This window comes from Silvania confinis (genome assembly GCF_025564085.1).
In the GTDB taxonomy this organism is placed as follows: Bacteria; Pseudomonadota; Gammaproteobacteria; order Enterobacterales; family Enterobacteriaceae; genus Enterobacter; species Enterobacter confinis.
Genome location: NZ_JAMGZJ010000078.1, coordinates 632,948 through 651,647 on the forward strand (window position 1 = coordinate 632,948; position 18,700 = coordinate 651,647).

Sequence of the window (18,700 nt, forward strand, 5' to 3'; positions counted from 1 at the left end):
TTTTTCTGCCTCAGCAGGAGGTGCAGGCCGACTTTGCCAACCATTCCCGCACATCCTCCCGAAGGCATTGCCAGGACGTCGTGATTGTCTCAGCAGCCCACGCAGGAATATGAGGTGACAGACGATAGTGGATCCATTTGCCTTCCCGACGATCAAGAACAAGCTTAGCCTCGCGCAGAACAGCCATGTGGCGTGATATTTTGGGCTGTGATTCAGCAGTGGCTGCACAGATATCGCACACACACATTTCTCCGGACTCCCGCAGAAGCATGACAATGGCGAGCCGTGTTTCATCCGACAGGATTTTGAAAAGCTGAACAGGTTGTAGCATTTCCCTCTCCGTTCCCTTTAGAATATACATATGGTAAATCATATGCATTGATTTTGAAATCATCTGCTCTCTCTGGAGGATAAAAATGGAACAATTTCCTGCCCTGAATACTGAATGCTTTGATCAACACATCGCTGAACGCCTGCACCTGCAGGAGCCACCACGGATTCTGATCCTGTATGGTTCAGTAAGAGAGCGCTCCTACAGCCGCTTAGCCGCGGAGGAAGCAGATCGCCTGTTGACGGCAATGGGCGCTGAGGTGAAACTCTTTAACCCCTCGGGTTTACCCCTGCCGGATGATGCGCCGGACACGCATCCCAAAGTCACCGAGCTGCGCGGTCTGGTCAGATGGTGTGACGGGATGGTGTGGAGTTCTCCGGAACGGCACGGTGCTATGAGCGCAGTTATGAAGGCGCAGATTGACTGGATACCCTTAAGTGAAGGCGCGGTTCGTCCTTCGCAGGGCAAAACTCTTGCGGTAATGCAGGTCTGCGGCGGTTCACAGTCCTTCAATGCCGTGAACCAGATGCGTATTCTGGGTCGCTGGATGCGGATGTTTACGATCCCCAACCAGTCCTCTGTAGCCAAGGCATGGCAAGAGTTCGACGAAAACGGACGAATGAAACCTTCTTCATGGTATGACCGCATCGTCGATGTAGCGGAGGAGCTGTTTAAAATCACGATGCTGCTTAAGGGACAAACCGGTTATCTTGCAGATCGTTACAGCGAGCGAAAAGAGAGCCATCAGGAGCTTTCATCCCGTGTCAATCAGGACAAAATATAACGTATGTTCTTCGTGAATCCATACTGCATGAGCTTAACAACGTCCGCTATTGGCACAAAGCGGCCTTGAGTGTAAGAGGTGGGGTGCACAAAAGTCTTACAACGAAGCGGTAGTGATTTTGCATAGAGAGATGTGCTGGGTAAAGCATGAGGATGCGTTTCTGTAAGGAGCTACGCAAAAGTTGTAAACCATGATTCAATTCCTGCAAAAGCGGTTATCAAAACTCTAAGCCTATTGCGCAAAAACAAGAGGTTAGAATGATGACCAGCCGAGCCGTTAAAATTGATTCTGTGATATCAATTTGATGCAAAACAAGGCATTGCAGCCTATCCTTGAAACTACTGCTGCGTCACATGGAATGGTTCGAAGCGGCAGACCTGATCGTTAAAGGTATGAGCGGCGCGATTAACGCCAAAACCGTAACTTACGATTTCGAACGCCTGATGGAAGGCGCTAAACTGCTGAAATGTTCAGAGTTTGGTGACGCGATCATCGAAAACATGTAATCCAGATTCTGGGTTGTATGCGAACGGGAGCCGAAGGGTTCCCGTTTTTTATGCCACGTCGAAAATCTTCCCCAAAACGTTTCCCCAAAACCCTCTCAGTTCACTCTGTTTTTGAATCGATAACCACCCAATCCTTACCCCTATCATCGTTATATTTGTCGGTTTGCTTCCTGGTTTCATGTCCCAACAATTTTTGTGTATCTATACCCTGTTCTCTGTATATACGCTCGGAAAGAGAACGCCGTTCATGGAAGGTTGGGGCGGTCCGTTTTTCCCAATCTATCCCGCACTTGTTCCTGGCTTTGTTAAAGATTGTGGTCAAACTGCTCGATGAGACACAGTCATCTCTAGCATGCGCAATAATACGTTTGAGACGAGGTTCCCATGCATACGACAGCCAGCGCTGTTGTTTTTTGTTGCTAACAAATGACCACATTTCATCCACTTCACAGATGAACTTTATTTGCAGGTTATCCAGCGGCAGCATTGTTACGCATTGTGGCAAGAGTTTTTTAGCGTGCCCACAGCGGCATTAATGCTGATATGCAGCGCCCGTGCGGTATCACGGATACCCGCATTGTTCATGACAAGATCAATAATTTGCTCTTTCGAGAGAGCTTACAGCATGATCAACACTTTGAATACTTGACCTGACTTCCCTAAAAGTTAACGGTAGTTTGATTTTGTTAATTGGAGGAAAGGCTCCCGTGCTATTAGGAGCCTTTTTCATAGGTGTAATTATAGTTTTTAGGTTTTTTATTATTTATAAGAAATCAATATTTCGTTCATTAAATCTTGATCATTCATAGTCATTCGAAATCCATTTTCTGTTCTGAATTTCCCGACTATTTTGCTTTTGTTTAATAATATGCCATTATAAAAAGCTGACATTTCAGTCCCTACATTATCTGCGATGGCTGTATTTAATTTTTCAGCGCACTCTTGGTTGTTTTTTACGGCGATATTTAGGACGTATACGTTTGACAGTTCTGATGTTTCGGCACGTATATCTTCAATACATGCCTTGGTTAGATTAAACGAACTATTTTTGAATACGTACGACATCTCATTCTCAGCACTAAAGGATGTGTTTGAAAAAAAGAAAAATGCTGCGAAAAGTATTGTTTTTTTATGTTTTCCCATCTTAATTCTCCATGTAATAAGCTACGGCGTAAATTACAAAGCTCACATACTTCCGTTATATGTTGTTTTTCTGATGCTAATATACCATATTTGCCATGATTTCGTACATTTCTGTAATTGTTTAGCGTAATGGCGACTACATGCTATTGGTTCTGTACAAGTAGCCACGGTATTTAAAATGTTATTTAGCGGGAGCATGCAGAATTAATTTTTCGATGTCATTCTGAATAATGTCATTGGGTTATTATTCAGATGGGAAAATAGTACTGATCCAGCGGAATAAACTAAAAGTGCCGCCTGAGAAAAAGCGGCAGGGTGGATGTTGCGGGTATGTTCAGTAAATTTAAAAGCTTAATTGGGAATAATTTTGGGGGTAAAAATCATGTGGGGCAATGAAATAGCTCATATTGCCCTCCATTGCCCGATAATGAAATTATCTAACTGTTTGATTTAATGATAATTGGCTGAGGTTGTATGACAACGGTAGCCTGATGGTTCCCGTTTTTTTTACTTCTTCGCATCCGGAAATATCCTTCGCCACCACGCAGGCTCCATATCTTCGAAGGAAGGAGAGCCAGGCGCAAAAACAGCCTAAGGCTACTGGTCAAAAAGTCCCGTCAGTAGCGCTACGCTCGGACCGTCATCAATGGCACTCACTAAACTGCCGCATTGTGAACAAAAAAACCGGCTCGAAACGTCTGAAGAACGATACAGCGACGGCTTGCCGCCTTCACCGTTCCACTGCACGTCGCCAGCGGCAAATTCGAGCCAGACGACCCTGTGGCTGCCGGTATGTTTCTGGCAGATATCACAGGAACAGCAGTACGGTCGTTGGGGATTGGCAGCGCTGAAGCAGATGAATCCGCATAAGCATCCCGCAGACAGTTGAGAGATCATTAAATTTCCTTTTTTGAATCGCCACTGACAGTACCGGATGCGCCTGGCGACTATGCTTGCTATTCAGGAGGAACACCGATGATCGACGACACCACCCTTCAACACATTGCCGCAGGCGCGTCTTCAGACGTCCTCCCCGAACAGCTCGCTGCTGAACTCCTTGCCGCCCGCCAGCACATCACGCAGCTAAAACAGCAGTTAGCCACTGAAATCAAACTTCCCTTCACCAGCGCCAGCCCGGTGTGCGATATCGAAGCCGGATACGCCGCAGGCGTTAACGACAGTAAAGAGGCGATTCGTCGCGCAGGATTTTTAATCGAAGGGGATGACTAAAACGTAAAACCCGGCAGGGCGCCGGGTTTGCTCACATCAAAACCAGTTGAATTTGTCAGAAAGAATGACGACCAACGAACTGGCACTCACAAGGTTAATACAAATCACGAATCTGCTGGATACGTTCATGTTATCGAAACCAATACTGCTATGTTGGAATTGTGTTAACAATCCTAATAGCAAATGGCGTATCGATCAAATCGGGCCAGTAAACAGGCAAAAAAAAGCCCACATAAAGTGGGCAAGAAATACTGGAAGCAATGTGAGCAATGTCGTACTGAATACCTGAGTGATTTGCTCAACTATTCAGTAATGAGAAAGATAATATTTCTCATTGAAGGATGCAACCCCATTTTTTATGTGGAACGCATGTTCACGACTTTTTCTGAAAAAATCGATGTGATGCATATCACAAACTTGCTTTTCTGAATCCTGTGCTAAGCTTTGTGTGTACTTGATTTGACGACAAAAACCATACAGAGAGGAAAGCTATGGGAATCATATCCTGGATTATCTTTGGGCTTATTGCGGGGATTCTGGCGAAGTGGATCATGCCGGGCAAAGATGGCGGTGGCTTCTTCATTACGGTTATTCTGGGGATCATCGGTGCCGTGGTCGGTGGCTGGATCAGTACCCTGTTAGGATTTGGTCGGGTGGATGGCTTTAACTTCGGCAGCTTTGCCGTGGCGGTGATTGGTGCGCTGGTGGTGCTGTTTATTTACCGTAAAGTAAGAAGCTAACCCACGCTTTTGTGAAAAAGACCGCCGATACTGGCGGTCTTTTCATTTGGCTTACCACCAGCCTAGCTGGCTGCCGACAACGGCCGCAAGGGCGACAATCAGCATAATTATGGTTGTTTTTCTCATTTATTATCCCCCAGGCGCTGCGTAACCGCCGACAAAAAACCACGTTAAAAAGACGACCGCCGCGATAAAAATGACGATCGGGAACACAATACCAAGCCGCATGCGATCACCTATCCTGAAATAAAAAGCCCGTCGAGTGTACGGGGTTAATCAACGTTGAGAAAGGCAGTTTTGCGTTTGCCTTTTTTCTCGGTGTACATCGCGACGTCTGCGGCCCGCAGTGCGCTGTCGGCATCGTGTTTGGCCGGATCCACTTCCACTATCCCCAGGCTGGCACCAGGGTAAACAATATGTACATCACCCAGCCAGTATTCACCCGCAATCCGCGCACTGAGCTGGGTTTTTAGCAGGGTTAATGGGGCGTCTGTGCCTTTTTGCTGATCCCGACACAGGCTGGCAACCATAAATTCGTCCCCACCCAGTCGGCCAACGATCTCGTCGTCACCCCGTCCGCCATTCAAGCGCCTACCGACCTCGACCAGAAACTGATCGCCGGTTTCATGGCCGAAACGGTCATTGATAAGCTTGAAATCATCCAGATCGATATAAGCAATGATGGCGTTGCGATTGAGGTGGCGCGCCAGTGAAAAGAGGGTGCTGAGATTGTCAAAGATGGCCCGGCGGTTAGGAAGGCCAGTCAGCGCATCGGTATAGGAATAGGCAATCAGCGCTGCATTGGCCTCGCGCAGTTGCTGTACCAGCGACTCTTTCTGAATGTACTGGCCAATGAGCCCAGCGAAAAGTTTCAGCACCTGCTCGCCGCGTTCACTCAGATTCTGTCTGCGGCTGCTGGCGGCGCACAGGGTGCCATACAGGGAACCATCTTCCAGATGAATAGGAATGCTCATATAGCTGGTGATGTTCAGCGCTTTTGCTGCGTCGCAATCTCCCCAGCGTTCGGCCACTTCATTACTGAAGAAGCAATCGGAATCGATCGCGCGTTTGCACAGCGTCTCGCCCCAGGGCACGCTCAACCCTTCCGGGATCTGCATATGCTTGCTGTTACGGGCATACAGGATATGTTGCAGGCGGGCATTGATGTCGACTTTGGTAAGATAGGTCGACTCCATATCGGTGACCAGTTCGAGCATTTCGAGCAGCTGGCGTACCAGACTCTCCAGAGACTGCTCAGTGGCGAGGGTTTCTGAAACACGGGCAAGAATAATATCCGACATGACGCTACGCAACTCCCCTACAGAAGACCTCTGTACCAGACTGTTTTGCTGAAAGATTCAACTCCAGGCGACAGTAAAACATGAATTATGGAAATTTTATATATTCTGGGGGGAGACTGCCCAATATGGCAGGTAAAAAAATCCCCGGCAGGGAGCGGACATGAGCGCCGTCCTGGTGACAGCATTGGTTGGCTGATATACACTTCGCGTTAAGAAAATTCCTGGAATTCAGCGATCCAAAACGAGGAAATATGTTTCAGTTAAATCCGGGCAGTCTGGCGATGATCATCGGTGCCCGCACGCCAGCAGGGCGTCGCAATGTCGGTAAATCCGTCGAGTTGTTTGGCCTCTGCCTGCCTGGGCAGCGTTTTTTGAACCCGGTCAACGGGGTGATGACCGAACTGCCACCCACGGCCGATCGTGCCCTGTGGCTGGTTACCGGCGACGTGTTTGCCTTTGATAGCCAGCACGGTTTTGCGTTTGTCCGCCCGGAACATCTGTTGCCGCTCACACCTGAAGACTCGCCCGAAACCCTCGATGCGCTGATGCTGGAGTGATCTACAGCTGACTCAGCCAGTAGGCTAACACGATGGCGTGATTCTGCTGACGGTCTTTCGCGCCGTACAGCAGCGTCACGGTCTGACGAGCCGCCAGGGTGGCAATGCGCTTTCCCTCGTCCTGATGATGGTTAAGCTCCTCGCGATAAGCGTCGCTGAAGCTGGCGAAATCGAGCACGTCGCTGTGAAAGGCCTGGCGCAGTTCCGTCGAGGGGGTCAGTATTTTGCACCACTCATCGTACCCCAGCGCGCTCTTTTTCATTCCTCGCGGCCACAGGCGATCCACCAGGATCCGGTAGCCATCCTCAAGACTGGCGTCGTCATAGACCCGTTTGCACTGAATCATACTCTTGCTCCTCTATCCAGGCGATTAACGCCGGAAGCTGCGTGTCGGAAAAGACCTGAATCCCGTGCTCGCCCAACAGGGCTGCGGCCACACCCATCCCGCTGCGGCGCTGTCCGCTAAAGCTGCCGTCATAAATCACCAGGCTGCCGCAGGTTGGGCTGCCGTCGGTTAACAACGCCGCGCGGCAACCTGCCTCAAGCGCGGTGCGCAGGGCCAGCCATGCGGCAAGCTGATAATGAGCCGTGACATCGCTGCCGTCACTTTCGAGGATCCGCGCCTTGCCTGCCATCACGTCGTCGCCGTTGGCCTCATAGATTTCGGCGGGTAAACGGGGAACCGGTAGCCCGGCGGCGAGTTCGGGGCAGTGTACGACCAGCCGGTCTTCTTCGCGCCAGCGCCGGAGCTGGGCGGTAAGCTGCGCTTTGGCGCTGGCGTTATAGCGCACCTGATGCCCCATCAGACAGGCGCTTACCAGAATTTTTGTTTTCATTAAGGTTTATACGTTCCGCAATGCAGGGTCACCACGCTATCACACTTTGACCGCGACTTTTTGCCCACGCAATTTAAGGTGTTGTGATATCAACGAAAGATCGGTAGTGTGAGGCGCCTTATGTTATCAGCTATTTCTCTGGCATAAGGATCCTGGTATGGAACTCTCCGCAGTAAAAGATACGCTCCGAATTGCGCTGGTCGGTGACTATAACCCTGACGTTTTAGCTCACCAGGCGATCCCCCTGGCGATTGATGATGCCGCTGCAGTGCTGGACGTCACGGCCGATTACGACTGGCTGGCGACCACTGAACTGACAAGCCCGGAAGATCTGGTCGGCTACGATGCTATCTGGCTGGTTCCGGCCAGTCCGTATAAAAATGTCGATGCCGCCTTTATTGCCGCCCGCTATGCCCGCGAAAACAGCGTGCCGTTTCTCGGCACCTGCGGCGGATTCCAGCACGCGCTGATTGAGTATGCCCGCAACGTGCTGGGCTGGCAGGATGCGGCGCATGCTGAAACCGATACCTCCGGAAGAATGGTGATTGCCCCGCTGACCTGCTCGCTGGTGGAACAATCCGACATGATCGAACTGCGCGCCAATACCCTGATTGCCAAAGCCTACGGGCAGCACGAGATTGAGGAAGGCTACCACTGCAACTACGGTGTCTCGTCGGCGTTTGCGCTTGAGCTGGAAAAGGGCGATATGCGCGTCACCGGCTGGGACAACCAGGGGGAGATCCGCGCAGTTGAGCTGGTCACGCACCCGTTTTTTGTTGCCACGCTGTTCCAGCATGAGCGCGCTGCACTGGCAGGGCGCCCGGCACCGCTGGTCCAGGCGCTGCTGCGCGCCGCGCAGAATTAGTTTGCGGGTGGCTTAGTCTGGCGCGATCTCCCGATCGCGCCCGGCCAGCACGCCGCAGACCGCCATCACCACTGAGGCCAGCGCGCAGGCCAAAAGCGGGATGCGCCAGTCGCCCTGGGCATCGTGGATTTTGCCCATCAGCGGCGGTCCGCAGGCGGCAAGTAAATAGCCGACCGACTGCGCCATCCCGGACAGCGCCGCTGCCTGATGTGCCGAACTGGCGCGCAGGCCAATAAAGGTCAGGCCGAGGATCATTGTTGCTCCTGAGCCGAAGCCAAAAATCAGCGTCCACATTACCGCCTGATCGGGCATAAACCACAGTCCTGCCGTGCTCACTGCACACATCAATGCCGCCAGTCCGGCAATGCCGCGCTGATCCTTCACCCGGAGCATGATCAGCGGCACCACAATGCCCGGTGCCGCCGTTGCCAGCTGCAACAGCCCATGCAGAGAACCCGCCTGGGTTTCGCTGTAGCCGTGACTCTGCAGGATCGCCGGCAGCCAGCCGATAATCACGTAGTAAATTAGCGAGTTAATCCCCAGAAACAGCGTCACCTGCCAGGCCAGGGAGGCGCGCCAGATCCCCCGATTATGCAGCGCACGCGCTCCGCTCAACGATCCGACCGGACGCTGGCGCCACTGCGGCAGCCACAGGATCAACGCCAGCAGCGGGAAGACCATCAGCATCAGCAGCGCCCCGTTCCAGCCTGCGCCGCCAAGGGCGACGGGAACTACCAGCGCAGAACCCAGCGCCGCCGCGGCCCCCATCGTCAGAGAGTAGGCTCCGGTCAGCTTCGCCACCTGGCCGGGAAAATCGCGTTTAATCAGCCCTGGCAACAGCACATTGCCCAGCGCAATGCCGCAGCCAATCACCGCCGTGCCGACAAATAGCAGCGTGGCGTTGGGCACAGAGCGCAGCACAATCCCGGCCATAATCAGCAGCAGGGCGATAAACAGGCTACGCTCCATGCCGATACGGCGGGCAACGCCAGCCGCCAGAGGGGAGATCAGCGCGAAGGCCAGCAGGGGAAGGGTGGTCAACAGCCCGGTTTGCGCCGTGGTTAAGCCATAATCGCTGCGGATGGCGTCGAGCAGCGGCGCAGCGCCGGTAAAGGTCACCCGCAGCGAGGTGGCAATCATCAGGATCCCAGCAATCAGCAGGGCGTGCTGTTTACCGGTGGCAGGGGTGGCAGTGGTCATGGTTTTCTCTTACGTCGAAATGAGCCCACAGGATACGTGTTTTCAGCTTGGATGAAATCAAGCTAAAATGACAGATTATCGCTAATATCGGACAACATGATGATAGGTCTCGGCCTCGAGGGTTACGATCCTGATAGCCAGCACGATCCGGCGGTGGCGTTTCACGTGCGGGTGGTGGCGGACGAACAGCGCATTCCCCGACATCAGCACCGCAAGGGGCAGCTGATCCTGGCGCTGCACGGGGCCATCACCTGCGAAGTGGATAACGCTCTGTGGATGGTGCCCCCGCAATACGCCGTCTGGATCCCCGGACAGCTGGCTCACAGTAACAAAGCTACCCCCAGCGCCCGGCTGTGCTTTTTGTTTATCGAGCCTGGCGCGGTGACATTGCCGACGCAGTGCTGCACGCTCAAAATCTCGCCGCTGGTGCGGGAGCTGATCCTGACGCTGGCCGAGCGCAGCCCGGGTCAGCCGCAGCCTGCCACCGCGCGACTGGTCGAGGTGCTGTTTGATGAATTACCCCGACAGCCCTAGGAGCAGTTGCAGCTTCCGGTATCGCCACACCCTAAAATTCGGCTGATGAGCGAAAAGATGGCTGAGGCACCCGCCACCTGGCAGACGTTGTACCAGTGGGCACAGCATTTTGCGATGAGTGAGCGCAACCTAGCCCGGCTGGTGGTCAGCGAAACCGGGCTCAGTTTTCGGCGCTGGCGGCATCAGTTACAGCTGATCGTGGCGCTGCAGGGGCTGATTAGCGGCCAGTCGGTGCAGCAGGTGGCGCAGGCCCTGGGCTATGACTCCACCACCGCGTTTATCACCATGTTTAAGAAGGGACTCGGACAGACCCCGGCTCGCTATATCGCCAGCCTCGCTACGACTTCCCGATAAACAGCGACACCAGCCCGGCGGCAATCAGCGGCCCGACCGGGACCCCACGGAACAGCGCCACGCCGAGCACGGTTCCCACCAGCAATCCGGCAACCAGCGTCGGCTGAGAACTCATCAGCGTTACCCCGCGTCCACCCAGCCACGAGACAAACACACCAACGGCGATAGCGATCAGGGATTTCCAGTTCATAAAGGCATGGATCAGCGTGGAGGCCGGAAGCGTGCCGCTGGCGATCGGCGCCATCACGCCAATCGTCAGAATGATAATACCGACGGTGAGGCCCTGTTTTTCAATCCACGGGAAAAAGGTGTTGAGCGGCGTCACCCGCACAATGATCAGCACCAGAATGGAAATGGCGACCGTGGTGTTATGGCTGACAAAGCCCAGCGCGGCGAGGCCCAGAAGAATGAGCAGTGTAGGGTCAAACATATTGTATTCCTTGCCAAAAAAGAAAAGTAAGCGTGCTTACTTTACGCCCTCGACCGCCGGGAACAGAGGTATATCCAAAAAATTGTGTTGATTTAGGCGAATGCCCGAGGCGTGGGGCGAAAAAGCACATCTCAGATCATTGGGAATAATCACCGGCAGCGTCTATTTTCAACCCCTTTCAGCACTTCTTATTCTCCTCACTAATCGTTGTTCCCTTTTAATCTCCCCGGAAAAATTTGGCCTGTCACCTGTGCCTGCTCGTTACGGTCATTCTTTGAACTAAGGGATTCGGTCTTTGCAGCGGTACACCACCAAACGTTTAGCCCTGGTACCGTAATGAAAAAAGTCAAATTTGCTCCACATCCGCTGGCATGGTCGCTGCTGGTCGCGATCTCGTGCTCGTCGCTTGCGGCAGAGAAAAATGCCGCTCTGCTCCCCAACGACGATGACGTGATCACCGTCACCGCACCGGTGATGTCACCACTTGAGGTAGTGACGTCGCCAAAAACGCCCCGCCAGCCGGTGCCGGCCAGCGACGGTTCCGATTATCTGAAGACCATTCCGGGGTTTAGCCAAATCCGCAACGGCGGTAGCAACGGTGACCCGGTGTTTCGCGGGATGTTCGGCTCGCGCCTGCGCCTGCTCACCAACGACAGCGAAATGCTCGGTGCCTGTCCGGCGCGAATGGATGCGCCAAGTTCGTACATTTCGCCTGAAAGCTATGACCTGCTGACGGTGACCAAAGGGCCGGAGACCGTGCTCTGGGGCCCCGGCAACTCCGCCGGGACGGTGCGCTTCGATCGCGAACCGCCGCGCTTTGATAAAGCCGGGATCAAAGGTGATGCCAGCTTGCTGGCAGCTTCCAACGATCGCTTTGATGAAAACGCCGACGTCAGCTTTGGTAACGAGTCGGGCTATGTGCGCCTGAACGGCAATAAATCAAAAGCCGGTGATTACAAAGACGGGAATGGCGATCGCGTGGCCTCGAAGTGGGACAAGTGGAACACCGACCTGGCCATCGGCTGGACACCGGATGCCGACACGCTGCTGGAGCTGACCGCCGGGCAGGGCAATGGTGATGCCAGCTACGCCGGACGCGGGATGGACGGTTCCCAGTTCAAACGTGAAAGCCTGGGTCTGCGTTTTAAGAAGCAAAACATCGGCGAGGTTTTCGACTCATTGGATATGAGCGTTTATTACAACTACGCCAACCACATTATGGATAACTACTCCATGCGCTCGCCGGGCACGATGTCGGGTGGGATGCCGATGGGCTCGATGGATATGTCGATGCCGATGGAAAAACAGGTCGATCGGCGCACCGTCGGCGGCAGGATGATGGGTACCTGGCTGTGGTCGGACTATCAGCTGCAAAGCGGCGTGGATATGCAAACCAACACCCATCGCAGTAATGAGGACGCCGAAGATGCCGGCTGGCAGGAAGATGCCCGTTTCCATGATTACGGCGCGTTCAGTGAGATGACGTGGAATGCCACCGACCTGAGTAAAGTGATTGGTGGGGCGCGGCTGGATAAAGTCGAGGTGGATAATTACACCGGCGTTGGCAGCAGCAGCCGCGAAGACACTCTGCCTGCGGGTTTCTTACGCGTGGAACATAACCTTGGCACAGCACCGGCGATGGTCTACGCCGGGCTGGGCTACACCGAACGTTTCCCGGATTACTGGGAACTGTTCTCCCCGACCTACGGACCGGACGGGACCTCGGACGTGTTCGATAACCTGAAACCGGAAAAAACTACCCAGCTGGACATCGGTGCCCAGTATAAAGGCGAGCGCGCCACCAGTTGGATCTCTGCCTATGTTGGACGCATCAACGACTACATTCTCTTTATCTACGATCCGGATGACAGCCACGTCAGCCAGGCCGACAACGTCGATGCCACCATTATGGGCGGCGAAATGGGGACCTCGTATCAGTTGAGCGACCAATGGAAAACCGACGCCACGCTGAATTACTCCTGGGGGCAGAACACCGACGATCATCAGCCGCTGCCGCAGATGCCGCCGCTGGAAGCGCGTCTCGGTCTGACGTGGGAAAAAGACAGCTGGAGTTCGACCGGGTTGCTGCGCATGGTCAGCCCGCAGCATCGTGTAGCGATGAACGAAGGGAACGTGGTGGGGAAAGATTTTGACCAGAGCGCCGGGTTTGCGATCGTCTCGGCCAATGCCGCGTATAAAGTGAATAAGAACCTGAAGCTGAGCAGCGGGGTGGATAACCTGCTGGATAAAGCCTACAGCGAGCACCTTAACCTGGCCGGCAACAGCAGCTTTGGCTACTCATCCGACACCCCGGTTAACGAACCCGGTCGCACCTTCTGGGCGAAGATGAACGTGAACTTCTGACAAAAGTGATGCCGCCGGTCAATGACCGGCGGCGGGATTAGCTGTTGCTGGTGGCAGATTGCTTATGGAACAGCTCTCTGAACACCGGATAGATATCATCCTGGTCGCGAATGTGCTGCATCGCGAAATTATCAAAGGTGGTTTGCAGATGCTCATACTCGCGCCACAGTGTCTGATGGGCGCGGCGGGTGATCTCGATATAGCTGTAATAACGCACGACCGGCAGAAGTTTTTTGGCCAGAATTTCATGACACAGCGGTGAATCATCTGCCCAGTTGTCACCGTCAGAGGCCTGCGCAGCATAGATGTTCCACTGCGCCGGGTCGTAACGCTCTTTCACCACTTCATCCATCAGCTTCAGGGCGCTGGAGACAATCGTTCCCCCGGTTTCCTGCGAGTAGAAGAACTCATGTTCATCCACCTCTTTTGCCTGGGTGTGGTGGCGGATATAGACCACATCGACGTTCTTATAGGTTCTGCTAAGGAACAGATACAGCAGAATATAAAAGCGCTTCGCCATGTCCTTGGTGGCCTGATCCATCGAGCCGGAAACATCCATCAGGCAGAACATCACCGCCTGGCTGGAAGGCTCCGGGCGTTTCTCGTAGTTCTTGTAACGCAGGTCAAAGGTGTCGATAAACGGCACACGTTCAATTTTGGCGCGCAGCTCGGCGATCTCTTTGCGCAGGCGCTCCTCTTCCAGCAGTTGCGCGGGTTCGCTGTGCTCAACGATATCCAGACTGGCTTCCAGCTCGCGAAGTTCGCGCCGTTTGCCCGCCGTCATCGCCGTGCGCCGCGCCAGCGAATTCTGCAATGAACGCACCACGCTGATATTGGCCGGAACGCCGTTGGCCGTATACCCTGCGCGGTGGGTTTTATACTCATTTAACTGCCGGTGCTGGTTTTTCTTCAGATTCGGCAGGGCCAAATCTTCGAACAGCAGATCCAGATACTCATCCTTGGAGATCTGAAACACAAATTCGTCCTGACCTTCGCCATCCTGGCTGGCCTGGCCCTGACCACTTCCGCCTCCGCCACCGCCGCCCTGAGGGCGCTCGATGCGGTCGTTCTGGACAAAGTGGTCATTACCCGGGTGAACGCGATGGCGTAAACCGCCGCGCCCCTGATGAAAAATCGGTTCGCTGATATCGTCCGTCGGAATAGAGACGGACTCCCCACTGTTTACGTCGGTTACCGAACGCTTATTAATGGCCTCGGAGATCGACTGTTTGATTTGCGCTTTATAACGACGCAAGAAGCGCTGGCGATTCACCGTGCTCTTGTTTTTGCCGTTAAGACGCCGGTCAATAAACCAGGTCATATGCCCCCCGTACTGCATTTGCCAACTTGCATTGTCTGTAAGTACCGGATGGCGCTAACGCCTATCCGGCCTACGGAGCATTGTTGTAGGCCCGGTGAGCAACAGTGCCACCGGGCAACAGTGTTAAGACGATTTACGTACCCGCAGATACCATTCGCACAGCAGGCGAACCTGTTTGCGGGTGTACCCTTTTTCCATCATCCGGTCGACAAAATCGTCGTGTTTTTTCTGCTCGTCGGTTGAGGTCTTAGCGTTGAACGAAATGACCGGCAACAGCTCCTCGGTATTAGAGAACATTTTCTTCTCGATAACGGTGCGCAGTTTTTCGTAGCTGGTCCAGTTCGGATTACGTCCGCTGAAATGCGCTCTGGCGCGCAGCACGAAGTTGACGATCTCGTTACGGAAGTCTTTCGGATTACTGATCCCGGCAGGCTTCTCGATTTTTTCCAGTTCGGCATTCAGCGATTCACGGTCAAACAGCTGGCCGGTATCCGGGTCGCGATACTCCTGATCCTGGATCCAGAAATCCGCATAGGTGACATAGCGGTCAAAAATGTTCTGCCCGTACTCGGAGTAAGATTCCAGGTAGGCGGTCTGGATCTCTTTGCCGATGAACTCGGCGTATTTCGGGATCAGATAGCCTTTGAGGAACTCAAGATAGCGTTCAGCCAGCTCTTGCGGGAACTGTTCACGCTCAATTTGCTGCTCCAGCACGTAGAACAGATGCACCGGGTTCGCCGCCACTTCGGCATGGTCAAAGTTGAACACGCGGGAGAGGATTTTGAACGCAAAGCGCGTTGAAAGCCCGTTCATCCCTTCGTCGACTCCGGCGTAATCGCGATACTCCTGATAAGACTTCGCTTTCGGGTCGGTGTCTTTCAGGCTTTCACCGTCATAAACGCGCATCTTAGAGTACATGCTCGAGTTTTCTGGCTCTTTCAGGCGCGACAGGATCGAGAAGCGCGACAGCGTTTCCAGGGTCCCCGGGGCGCAAGGGGCATGCACCAGCTCACTGTGATTCAGCAGTTTTTCGTAAATCTTGATCTCTTCGGAGATCCGCAGGCAATAAGGCACTTTGACGATGTATACGCGGTCAAGGAACGCCTCGTTGTTCTTGTTGTTACGGAAGGTGACCCATTCCGATTCATTCGAGTGGGCAAGGATAATGCCGTTAAACGGCAGGGCAGAAATCCCCTCTGTCCCGTTGTAGTTACCTTCCTGAGTGGCGGTCAGCAGCGGATGCAGCACCTTAATCGGCGCTTTAAACATCTCGACGAATTCCATGACACCCTGGTTGGCACGGCACAGTGCACCGGAATAGCCGTAAGCATCAGGATCGTTTTGCGCGTGGTTTTCCAGTTTACGGATGTCCACTTTACCGACCAGCGCAGAGATATCCTGGTTGTTCTCATCACCTGGTTCTGTTTTGGCAATCGCAATCTGCTCAAGAATCGACGGCCAGACTTTCACCACCCGGAATTTGGTAATATCCCCACCGAAATCGTGCAGGCGCTTCGCGGCCCACGGCGACATGATGGTGCCAAGATAGCGACGCGGGATACCGTACTCTTTATCCAGAATCTGCGCATCTTCCTGCGGGTTAAACAGACACAGCGGGTGATCGTTGACCGGGCTGCGTTCACCGTTAGCGCTCAGCACGTAAATTGGCACGCGCTGCATTAACGATTTCAGCCGCTCCGCCAGCGAGGATTTACCGCCGCCCACCGGACCCAACAGATAGAGGATCTGTTTCTTCTCTTCCAGGCCTTGTGCCGCATGCTTCAGATAGGAAACGATCTGCTCGATGGCATCTTCCATGCCGTAAAATTCTTCAAACGCGGGATATCGGGCAACAACCCGATTCGAAAATAGACGGGAAAGCCGTGGCTCCTGGGCAGTATCAACCATATTCGGCTCACCAATAGCCATCAATAGTCGTTCTGCCGCGTTGGCATAGGCACTGCGATCTTGCCGACAGATGGTAAGAAACTCCTGCAGTGTGAACTCTTCGTCCTTGGCAGCTTCATAGCGCTGGCGATAGTGATCGAATATATTCATGGCATGCCGTCCTTTCGTTTTTTAGCACAGGAAAAGAGCCGTTCATATGAGTAGTAGAGGCTCCCGGAAGCGGGATCCCTTACACCTCACTGCCAGAGCAGCAACCCGTATGCCAGATCGGGCGCTAAAACTGCGGGGTGATCGGGTATTCAGCTTCTTAAATTAAGCGTAGATGGCATTTGCAAAACTTGCCTGTATGCAAAATCTAATTTCAATGACATATCAATAACTCATCCAAAATTTCAGCCTTGTCCTGAAAGTCAAACCTTGAGCCTTCGTGAAACTGTCATCCGGCTGACCGCGCTCCGTCATCTTTTGCGCGCAAAATGACAGGTTGCTCAAATTGATGAGTTAGCAAAAAGTTTTGAGATAAAGGTTAAAGGGCGGTTACACTCCCTTTCGCTGATTATTTGACTACAGGAAAAATGGATTGTGACCAAACTCAAACTTCTGGCATTAGGCGTTCTCGTTGCCGCTTCCGTGGGGACCGTTCACGCGGAGAACAATTGGTCCGTTGGCGCGGGCGTTGGGGTGATTAACAGCCCGTATAAACAATACGATCGCGACGTGTACCCGGTTCCGGTTATCACCTATGAAGGGGATGACTTCTGGTTCCGTGGGCTGGGTGGCGGCTACTACCTGTGGAATGACCAGACCGATAAACTGTCGATCATGGCCTATTACTCGCCATTGCACTTCAAGCCGGGCGACAGCGACAACTCTCAGCTGCGTCAGCTCGACAAACGTAAGAGCACCATGATGGCGGGTCTCTCTTATGTACATAACACCGAGTACGGCTTCCTGCGCACTGCGCTGGCGGGCGATACCCTCGATAACAGCAACGGCTTCATCTGGGATCTGGCGTGGCTGTACCGTTATACCCACGGCGGGTTGACTCTGACGCCGGGGATCGGTGTGGAATACACCAGCGAAAACTATAACGACTACTATTACGGCGTGTCGCAGAGGGAAGCCAATCGCAGCGGTCTGAACAGTTATAACGCCGACGATGGCTGGAACCCGTACCTCGAGCTGACGGCAAGCTATAAATTTGCCACCGACTGGAACGTATACGGAACGGGCCGTTATTCACACCTGAGCGATGAAGTGAAAGACAGCCCAATGGTCGATAAATCATGGGCCGGGCTGCTGTCTGTGGGCGTAACTTACAGTTTCTGATTGTGCATTTTTATAATGCATTCTGTGCATCACAACGGGGCGCTTGCGCCCCGTTTGCATTACGGTGGGGCAGATAAACCAGGAGAAGATTATGAGCGAAAAAACCGTCACCTTTGGCGACAGCGTTGTGCTTCCGGCTATCGGTCAGGGCACGTGGTATATGGGTGAACAGGCGGGCCAGCGCCGCCAGGAAGTGGCCGCCCTGCGGGCAGGCATCGATCTCGGACTGACGCTTATCGATACCGCAGAAATGTACGCCGACGGTGGGGCCGAAGAGGTGGTTGGCGAAGCAATCAAAGGCCAACGCGATAAGGTTTATCTGGTCTCCAAAGTTTACCCCTGGAATGCGGGCGGGCAAAAAGGCATTGCCGCCTGTGAGGCGAGCCTGCGCCGGCTGGGCACCGATCGTATTGACCTCTATCTGCTGCACTGGCGCGGGAATTATCCGCTGGCGGAAACCGTCAGGCTGATGGAAAAGCTGCAACAGCAGGGCAAGATAGGTCGCTGGGGCGTGTCAAATCTGGATTATGCGGATATGCAGGAACTGGTGCAGGTGCCGGGCGGCAAGCTGTGTGCCACCAATCAGGTGCTATACCACCTGGCCTCACGCGGCATTGAGTATGATCTTCTGCCGTGGTGCCAGCAGCAACAGATGCCGGTCATGGCCTATTGCCCGCTGGCGCAGGCAGGGCGTTTGCGCTCCGGGCTGATGAATCACCCGGTCGTAAAGGCGATTGCACACGACTATAACGCCAGTGCGGCGCAGGTGCTGTTGGCGTGGGTTATCCATCACCGTGGAACGATCGCCATTCCAAAAGCATCCTCGATTGAGCATGTGGCAGAAAACGCAGGTGCTCTGGAGATGTCCTTGTCCGCCGATGCGTTATTACAACTGGATCAGGCCTTCCCGGCTCCGGGACAGAAAACGACGTTAGACATGGTGTGAATTCATGTTGATGCCCTCTCC

The 18,700-nt window shown here is 53.6% G+C and carries 20 protein-coding genes and 3 pseudogenes; 10 read left to right on the plus strand and 13 right to left on the minus strand.

The features are described 5' to 3' along the window. Positions 1-10: 10 nt before the first annotated feature. Positions 11-331, minus strand: coding sequence for a transcriptional regulator (locus M8013_RS20880; protein ID WP_271269683.1), 321 nt, complete (start codon positions 329-331; stop codon positions 11-13). 85 nt (positions 332-416) lie between these two features. Between M8013_RS20880 and arsH the strand changes: the two genes are divergently transcribed. After that, entirely contained in the window at positions 417-1,115 is a 699-nt protein-coding gene (gene arsH / locus M8013_RS20885) for an arsenical resistance protein ArsH (RefSeq protein WP_271269684.1), read from the plus strand. A gap of 326 nt (positions 1,116-1,441) precedes the next feature. Next, a pseudogene (locus M8013_RS20890) lies at positions 1,442-1,621 on the plus strand (isocitrate/isopropylmalate family dehydrogenase); the annotation flags it as partial. Positions 1,622-1,721: 100 nt separating this feature from the next. Here the strand turns inward: M8013_RS20890 and M8013_RS23705 are convergent. From M8013_RS23705 to M8013_RS20910, 3 genes and pseudogenes are all read right to left on the minus strand, one after another. After that, positions 1,722-2,230 (minus strand): annotated as a pseudogene (locus tag M8013_RS23705) (IS1 family transposase); the annotation flags it as partial. A gap of 150 nt (positions 2,231-2,380) precedes the next feature. Next, a complete protein-coding gene (locus tag M8013_RS20905; RefSeq protein WP_271269685.1) occupies positions 2,381-2,764 on the minus strand; it encodes a hypothetical protein in 384 nt (127 codons plus the stop codon). A 597-nt stretch (positions 2,765-3,361) separates the two neighbouring features. Beyond that, a complete protein-coding gene (locus M8013_RS20910; protein WP_336264406.1) occupies positions 3,362-3,661 on the minus strand; it encodes a GFA family protein in 300 nt (99 codons plus the stop codon). 78 nt (positions 3,662-3,739) lie between these two features. On the opposite strand from M8013_RS20910, the gene M8013_RS20915 reads away from it, so the two are divergent. Continuing rightward, on the plus strand, positions 3,740-3,994 hold the full coding sequence (locus M8013_RS20915) for a hypothetical protein (protein ID WP_271269686.1): 255 nt from the start codon (positions 3,740-3,742) through the stop codon (positions 3,992-3,994). A 36-nt stretch (positions 3,995-4,030) separates the two neighbouring features. Here M8013_RS20915 and yncL read toward each other — a convergent pair whose 3' ends face one another. Then, entirely contained in the window at positions 4,031-4,123 is a 93-nt protein-coding gene (gene yncL / locus M8013_RS20920) for a stress response membrane protein YncL (protein ID WP_271269687.1), read from the minus strand. Positions 4,124-4,485: 362 nt separating this feature from the next. Here yncL and M8013_RS20925 point away from each other — a divergent pair, with 362 nt between their 5' ends. Continuing rightward, on the plus strand, positions 4,486-4,734 hold the full coding sequence (locus tag M8013_RS20925) for a GlsB/YeaQ/YmgE family stress response membrane protein (RefSeq protein ID WP_271269688.1): 249 nt from the start codon (positions 4,486-4,488) through the stop codon (positions 4,732-4,734). Positions 4,735-4,863: 129 nt separating this feature from the next. On the opposite strand, the gene M8013_RS20930 is transcribed toward M8013_RS20925, so the two are convergent. Further along, positions 4,864-4,962 (minus strand): YoaK family small membrane protein, encoded by a 99-nt coding sequence (locus M8013_RS20930; RefSeq protein WP_271269689.1) that lies wholly within the window; start codon positions 4,960-4,962, stop codon positions 4,864-4,866. Between the two features lie 44 nt (positions 4,963-5,006). Beyond that, complete coding sequence (locus M8013_RS20935) at positions 5,007-6,035, minus strand: sensor domain-containing diguanylate cyclase (RefSeq protein ID WP_271269690.1); 1,029 nt, start codon at positions 6,033-6,035, stop codon at positions 5,007-5,009. 251 nt (positions 6,036-6,286) lie between these two features. Here M8013_RS20935 and M8013_RS20940 point away from each other — a divergent pair, with 251 nt between their 5' ends. After that, entirely contained in the window at positions 6,287-6,592 is a 306-nt protein-coding gene (locus M8013_RS20940; RefSeq protein WP_271269691.1) for a hypothetical protein, read from the plus strand. A gap of 1 nt (position 6,593) precedes the next feature. Here M8013_RS20940 and M8013_RS20945 read toward each other — a convergent pair whose 3' ends face one another. Both M8013_RS20945 and M8013_RS20950 read right to left on the minus strand, forming a co-directional pair. Then, entirely contained in the window at positions 6,594-6,938 is a 345-nt protein-coding gene (locus M8013_RS20945) for a DUF488 domain-containing protein (protein WP_271269692.1), read from the minus strand. Continuing rightward, positions 6,913-7,428: a 2-thiouracil desulfurase family protein gene (locus tag M8013_RS20950; protein WP_271269693.1), complete on the minus strand. Its 516-nt coding sequence runs from the start codon at positions 7,426-7,428 to the stop codon at positions 6,913-6,915. Before M8013_RS20950 ends, M8013_RS20945 begins: the two co-directional genes overlap by 26 nt. 157 nt (positions 7,429-7,585) lie before the next feature. Here M8013_RS20950 and M8013_RS20955 point away from each other — a divergent pair, with 157 nt between their 5' ends. Next, complete coding sequence (locus tag M8013_RS20955) at positions 7,586-8,293, plus strand: CTP synthase C-terminal region-related (seleno)protein (protein WP_271269694.1); 708 nt, start codon at positions 7,586-7,588, stop codon at positions 8,291-8,293. Between the two features lie 12 nt (positions 8,294-8,305). Here M8013_RS20955 and M8013_RS20960 read toward each other — a convergent pair whose 3' ends face one another. Further along, on the minus strand, positions 8,306-9,493 hold the full coding sequence (locus M8013_RS20960) for a CynX/NimT family MFS transporter (protein WP_271269695.1): 1,188 nt from the start codon (positions 9,491-9,493) through the stop codon (positions 8,306-8,308). A gap of 96 nt (positions 9,494-9,589) precedes the next feature. Here M8013_RS20960 and M8013_RS20965 point away from each other — a divergent pair. Continuing rightward, positions 9,590-10,381: pseudogene (locus tag M8013_RS20965) on the plus strand (AraC family transcriptional regulator). Here the strand turns inward: M8013_RS20965 and M8013_RS20970 are convergent. Next, entirely contained in the window at positions 10,365-10,811 is a 447-nt protein-coding gene (locus M8013_RS20970; protein WP_250589005.1) for a DUF441 domain-containing protein, read from the minus strand. The pseudogene M8013_RS20965 and the gene M8013_RS20970 overlap by 17 nt on opposite strands. Positions 10,812-11,147: 336 nt before the next feature. On the opposite strand from M8013_RS20970, the gene M8013_RS20975 reads away from it, so the two are divergent. Beyond that, on the plus strand, positions 11,148-13,175 hold the full coding sequence (locus M8013_RS20975) for a TonB-dependent copper receptor (protein ID WP_271269696.1): 2,028 nt from the start codon (positions 11,148-11,150) through the stop codon (positions 13,173-13,175). 37 nt (positions 13,176-13,212) lie between these two features. On the opposite strand, the gene M8013_RS20980 is transcribed toward M8013_RS20975, so the two are convergent. Both M8013_RS20980 and yeaG read right to left on the minus strand, forming a co-directional pair. Further along, positions 13,213-14,496: a YeaH/YhbH family protein gene (locus M8013_RS20980; RefSeq protein WP_271269697.1), complete on the minus strand. Its 1,284-nt coding sequence runs from the start codon at positions 14,494-14,496 to the stop codon at positions 13,213-13,215. A gap of 123 nt (positions 14,497-14,619) precedes the next feature. Further along, a complete protein-coding gene (gene yeaG / locus M8013_RS20985; protein ID WP_271269698.1) occupies positions 14,620-16,554 on the minus strand; it encodes a protein kinase YeaG in 1,935 nt (644 codons plus the stop codon). Positions 16,555-16,986: 432 nt separating this feature from the next. Between yeaG and M8013_RS20990 the strand changes: the two genes are divergently transcribed. After that, the gene (locus M8013_RS20990; protein WP_271269699.1) at positions 16,987-17,733 is read left to right on the plus strand and encodes a MipA/OmpV family protein; all 747 of its coding nucleotides are present in this window, start codon (positions 16,987-16,989) and stop codon (positions 17,731-17,733) included. Between the two features lie 91 nt (positions 17,734-17,824). Then, positions 17,825-18,679 (plus strand): aldo/keto reductase, encoded by an 855-nt coding sequence (locus M8013_RS20995; protein ID WP_271269700.1) that lies wholly within the window; start codon positions 17,825-17,827, stop codon positions 18,677-18,679. Positions 18,680-18,700 lie beyond the last annotated feature (21 nt).

Bases quoted from the DNA above. Each gene is read 5' to 3' on its own strand.
- arsH (WP_271269684.1), top strand. From the start codon at position 417: ATGGAACAATTTCCTGCCCTGAATACTGAATGCTTTGATCAACACATC.
- M8013_RS20910 (WP_336264406.1), bottom strand. From the start codon at position 3,661: ATGATCTCTCAACTGTCTGCGGGATGCTTATGCGGATTCATCTGCTTC.
- M8013_RS20905 (WP_271269685.1), bottom strand. From the start codon at position 2,764: ATGGGAAAACATAAAAAAACAATACTTTTCGCAGCATTTTTCTTTTTT.
- M8013_RS20940 (WP_271269691.1), top strand. From the start codon at position 6,287: ATGTTTCAGTTAAATCCGGGCAGTCTGGCGATGATCATCGGTGCCCGC.
- M8013_RS20970 (WP_250589005.1), bottom strand. From the start codon at position 10,811: ATGTTTGACCCTACACTGCTCATTCTTCTGGGCCTCGCCGCGCTGGGC.
- M8013_RS20935 (WP_271269690.1), bottom strand. From the start codon at position 6,035: ATGTCGGATATTATTCTTGCCCGTGTTTCAGAAACCCTCGCCACTGAG.
- M8013_RS20915 (WP_271269686.1), top strand. From the start codon at position 3,740: ATGATCGACGACACCACCCTTCAACACATTGCCGCAGGCGCGTCTTCA.
- M8013_RS20880 (WP_271269683.1), bottom strand. From the start codon at position 331: ATGCTACAACCTGTTCAGCTTTTCAAAATCCTGTCGGATGAAACACGG.
- M8013_RS20960 (WP_271269695.1), bottom strand. From the start codon at position 9,493: ATGACCACTGCCACCCCTGCCACCGGTAAACAGCACGCCCTGCTGATT.
- M8013_RS20955 (WP_271269694.1), top strand. From the start codon at position 7,586: ATGGAACTCTCCGCAGTAAAAGATACGCTCCGAATTGCGCTGGTCGGT.
- M8013_RS20945 (WP_271269692.1), bottom strand. From the start codon at position 6,938: ATGATTCAGTGCAAACGGGTCTATGACGACGCCAGTCTTGAGGATGGC.
- yeaG (WP_271269698.1), bottom strand. From the start codon at position 16,554: ATGAATATATTCGATCACTATCGCCAGCGCTATGAAGCTGCCAAGGAC.
- M8013_RS20975 (WP_271269696.1), top strand. From the start codon at position 11,148: ATGAAAAAAGTCAAATTTGCTCCACATCCGCTGGCATGGTCGCTGCTG.
- M8013_RS20950 (WP_271269693.1), bottom strand. From the start codon at position 7,428: ATGAAAACAAAAATTCTGGTAAGCGCCTGTCTGATGGGGCATCAGGTG.
- yncL (WP_271269687.1), bottom strand. From the start codon at position 4,123: ATGAACGTATCCAGCAGATTCGTGATTTGTATTAACCTTGTGAGTGCC.
- M8013_RS20995 (WP_271269700.1), top strand. From the start codon at position 17,825: ATGAGCGAAAAAACCGTCACCTTTGGCGACAGCGTTGTGCTTCCGGCT.
- M8013_RS20980 (WP_271269697.1), bottom strand. From the start codon at position 14,496: ATGACCTGGTTTATTGACCGGCGTCTTAACGGCAAAAACAAGAGCACG.
- M8013_RS20925 (WP_271269688.1), top strand. From the start codon at position 4,486: ATGGGAATCATATCCTGGATTATCTTTGGGCTTATTGCGGGGATTCTG.
- M8013_RS20930 (WP_271269689.1), bottom strand. From the start codon at position 4,962: ATGCGGCTTGGTATTGTGTTCCCGATCGTCATTTTTATCGCGGCGGTC.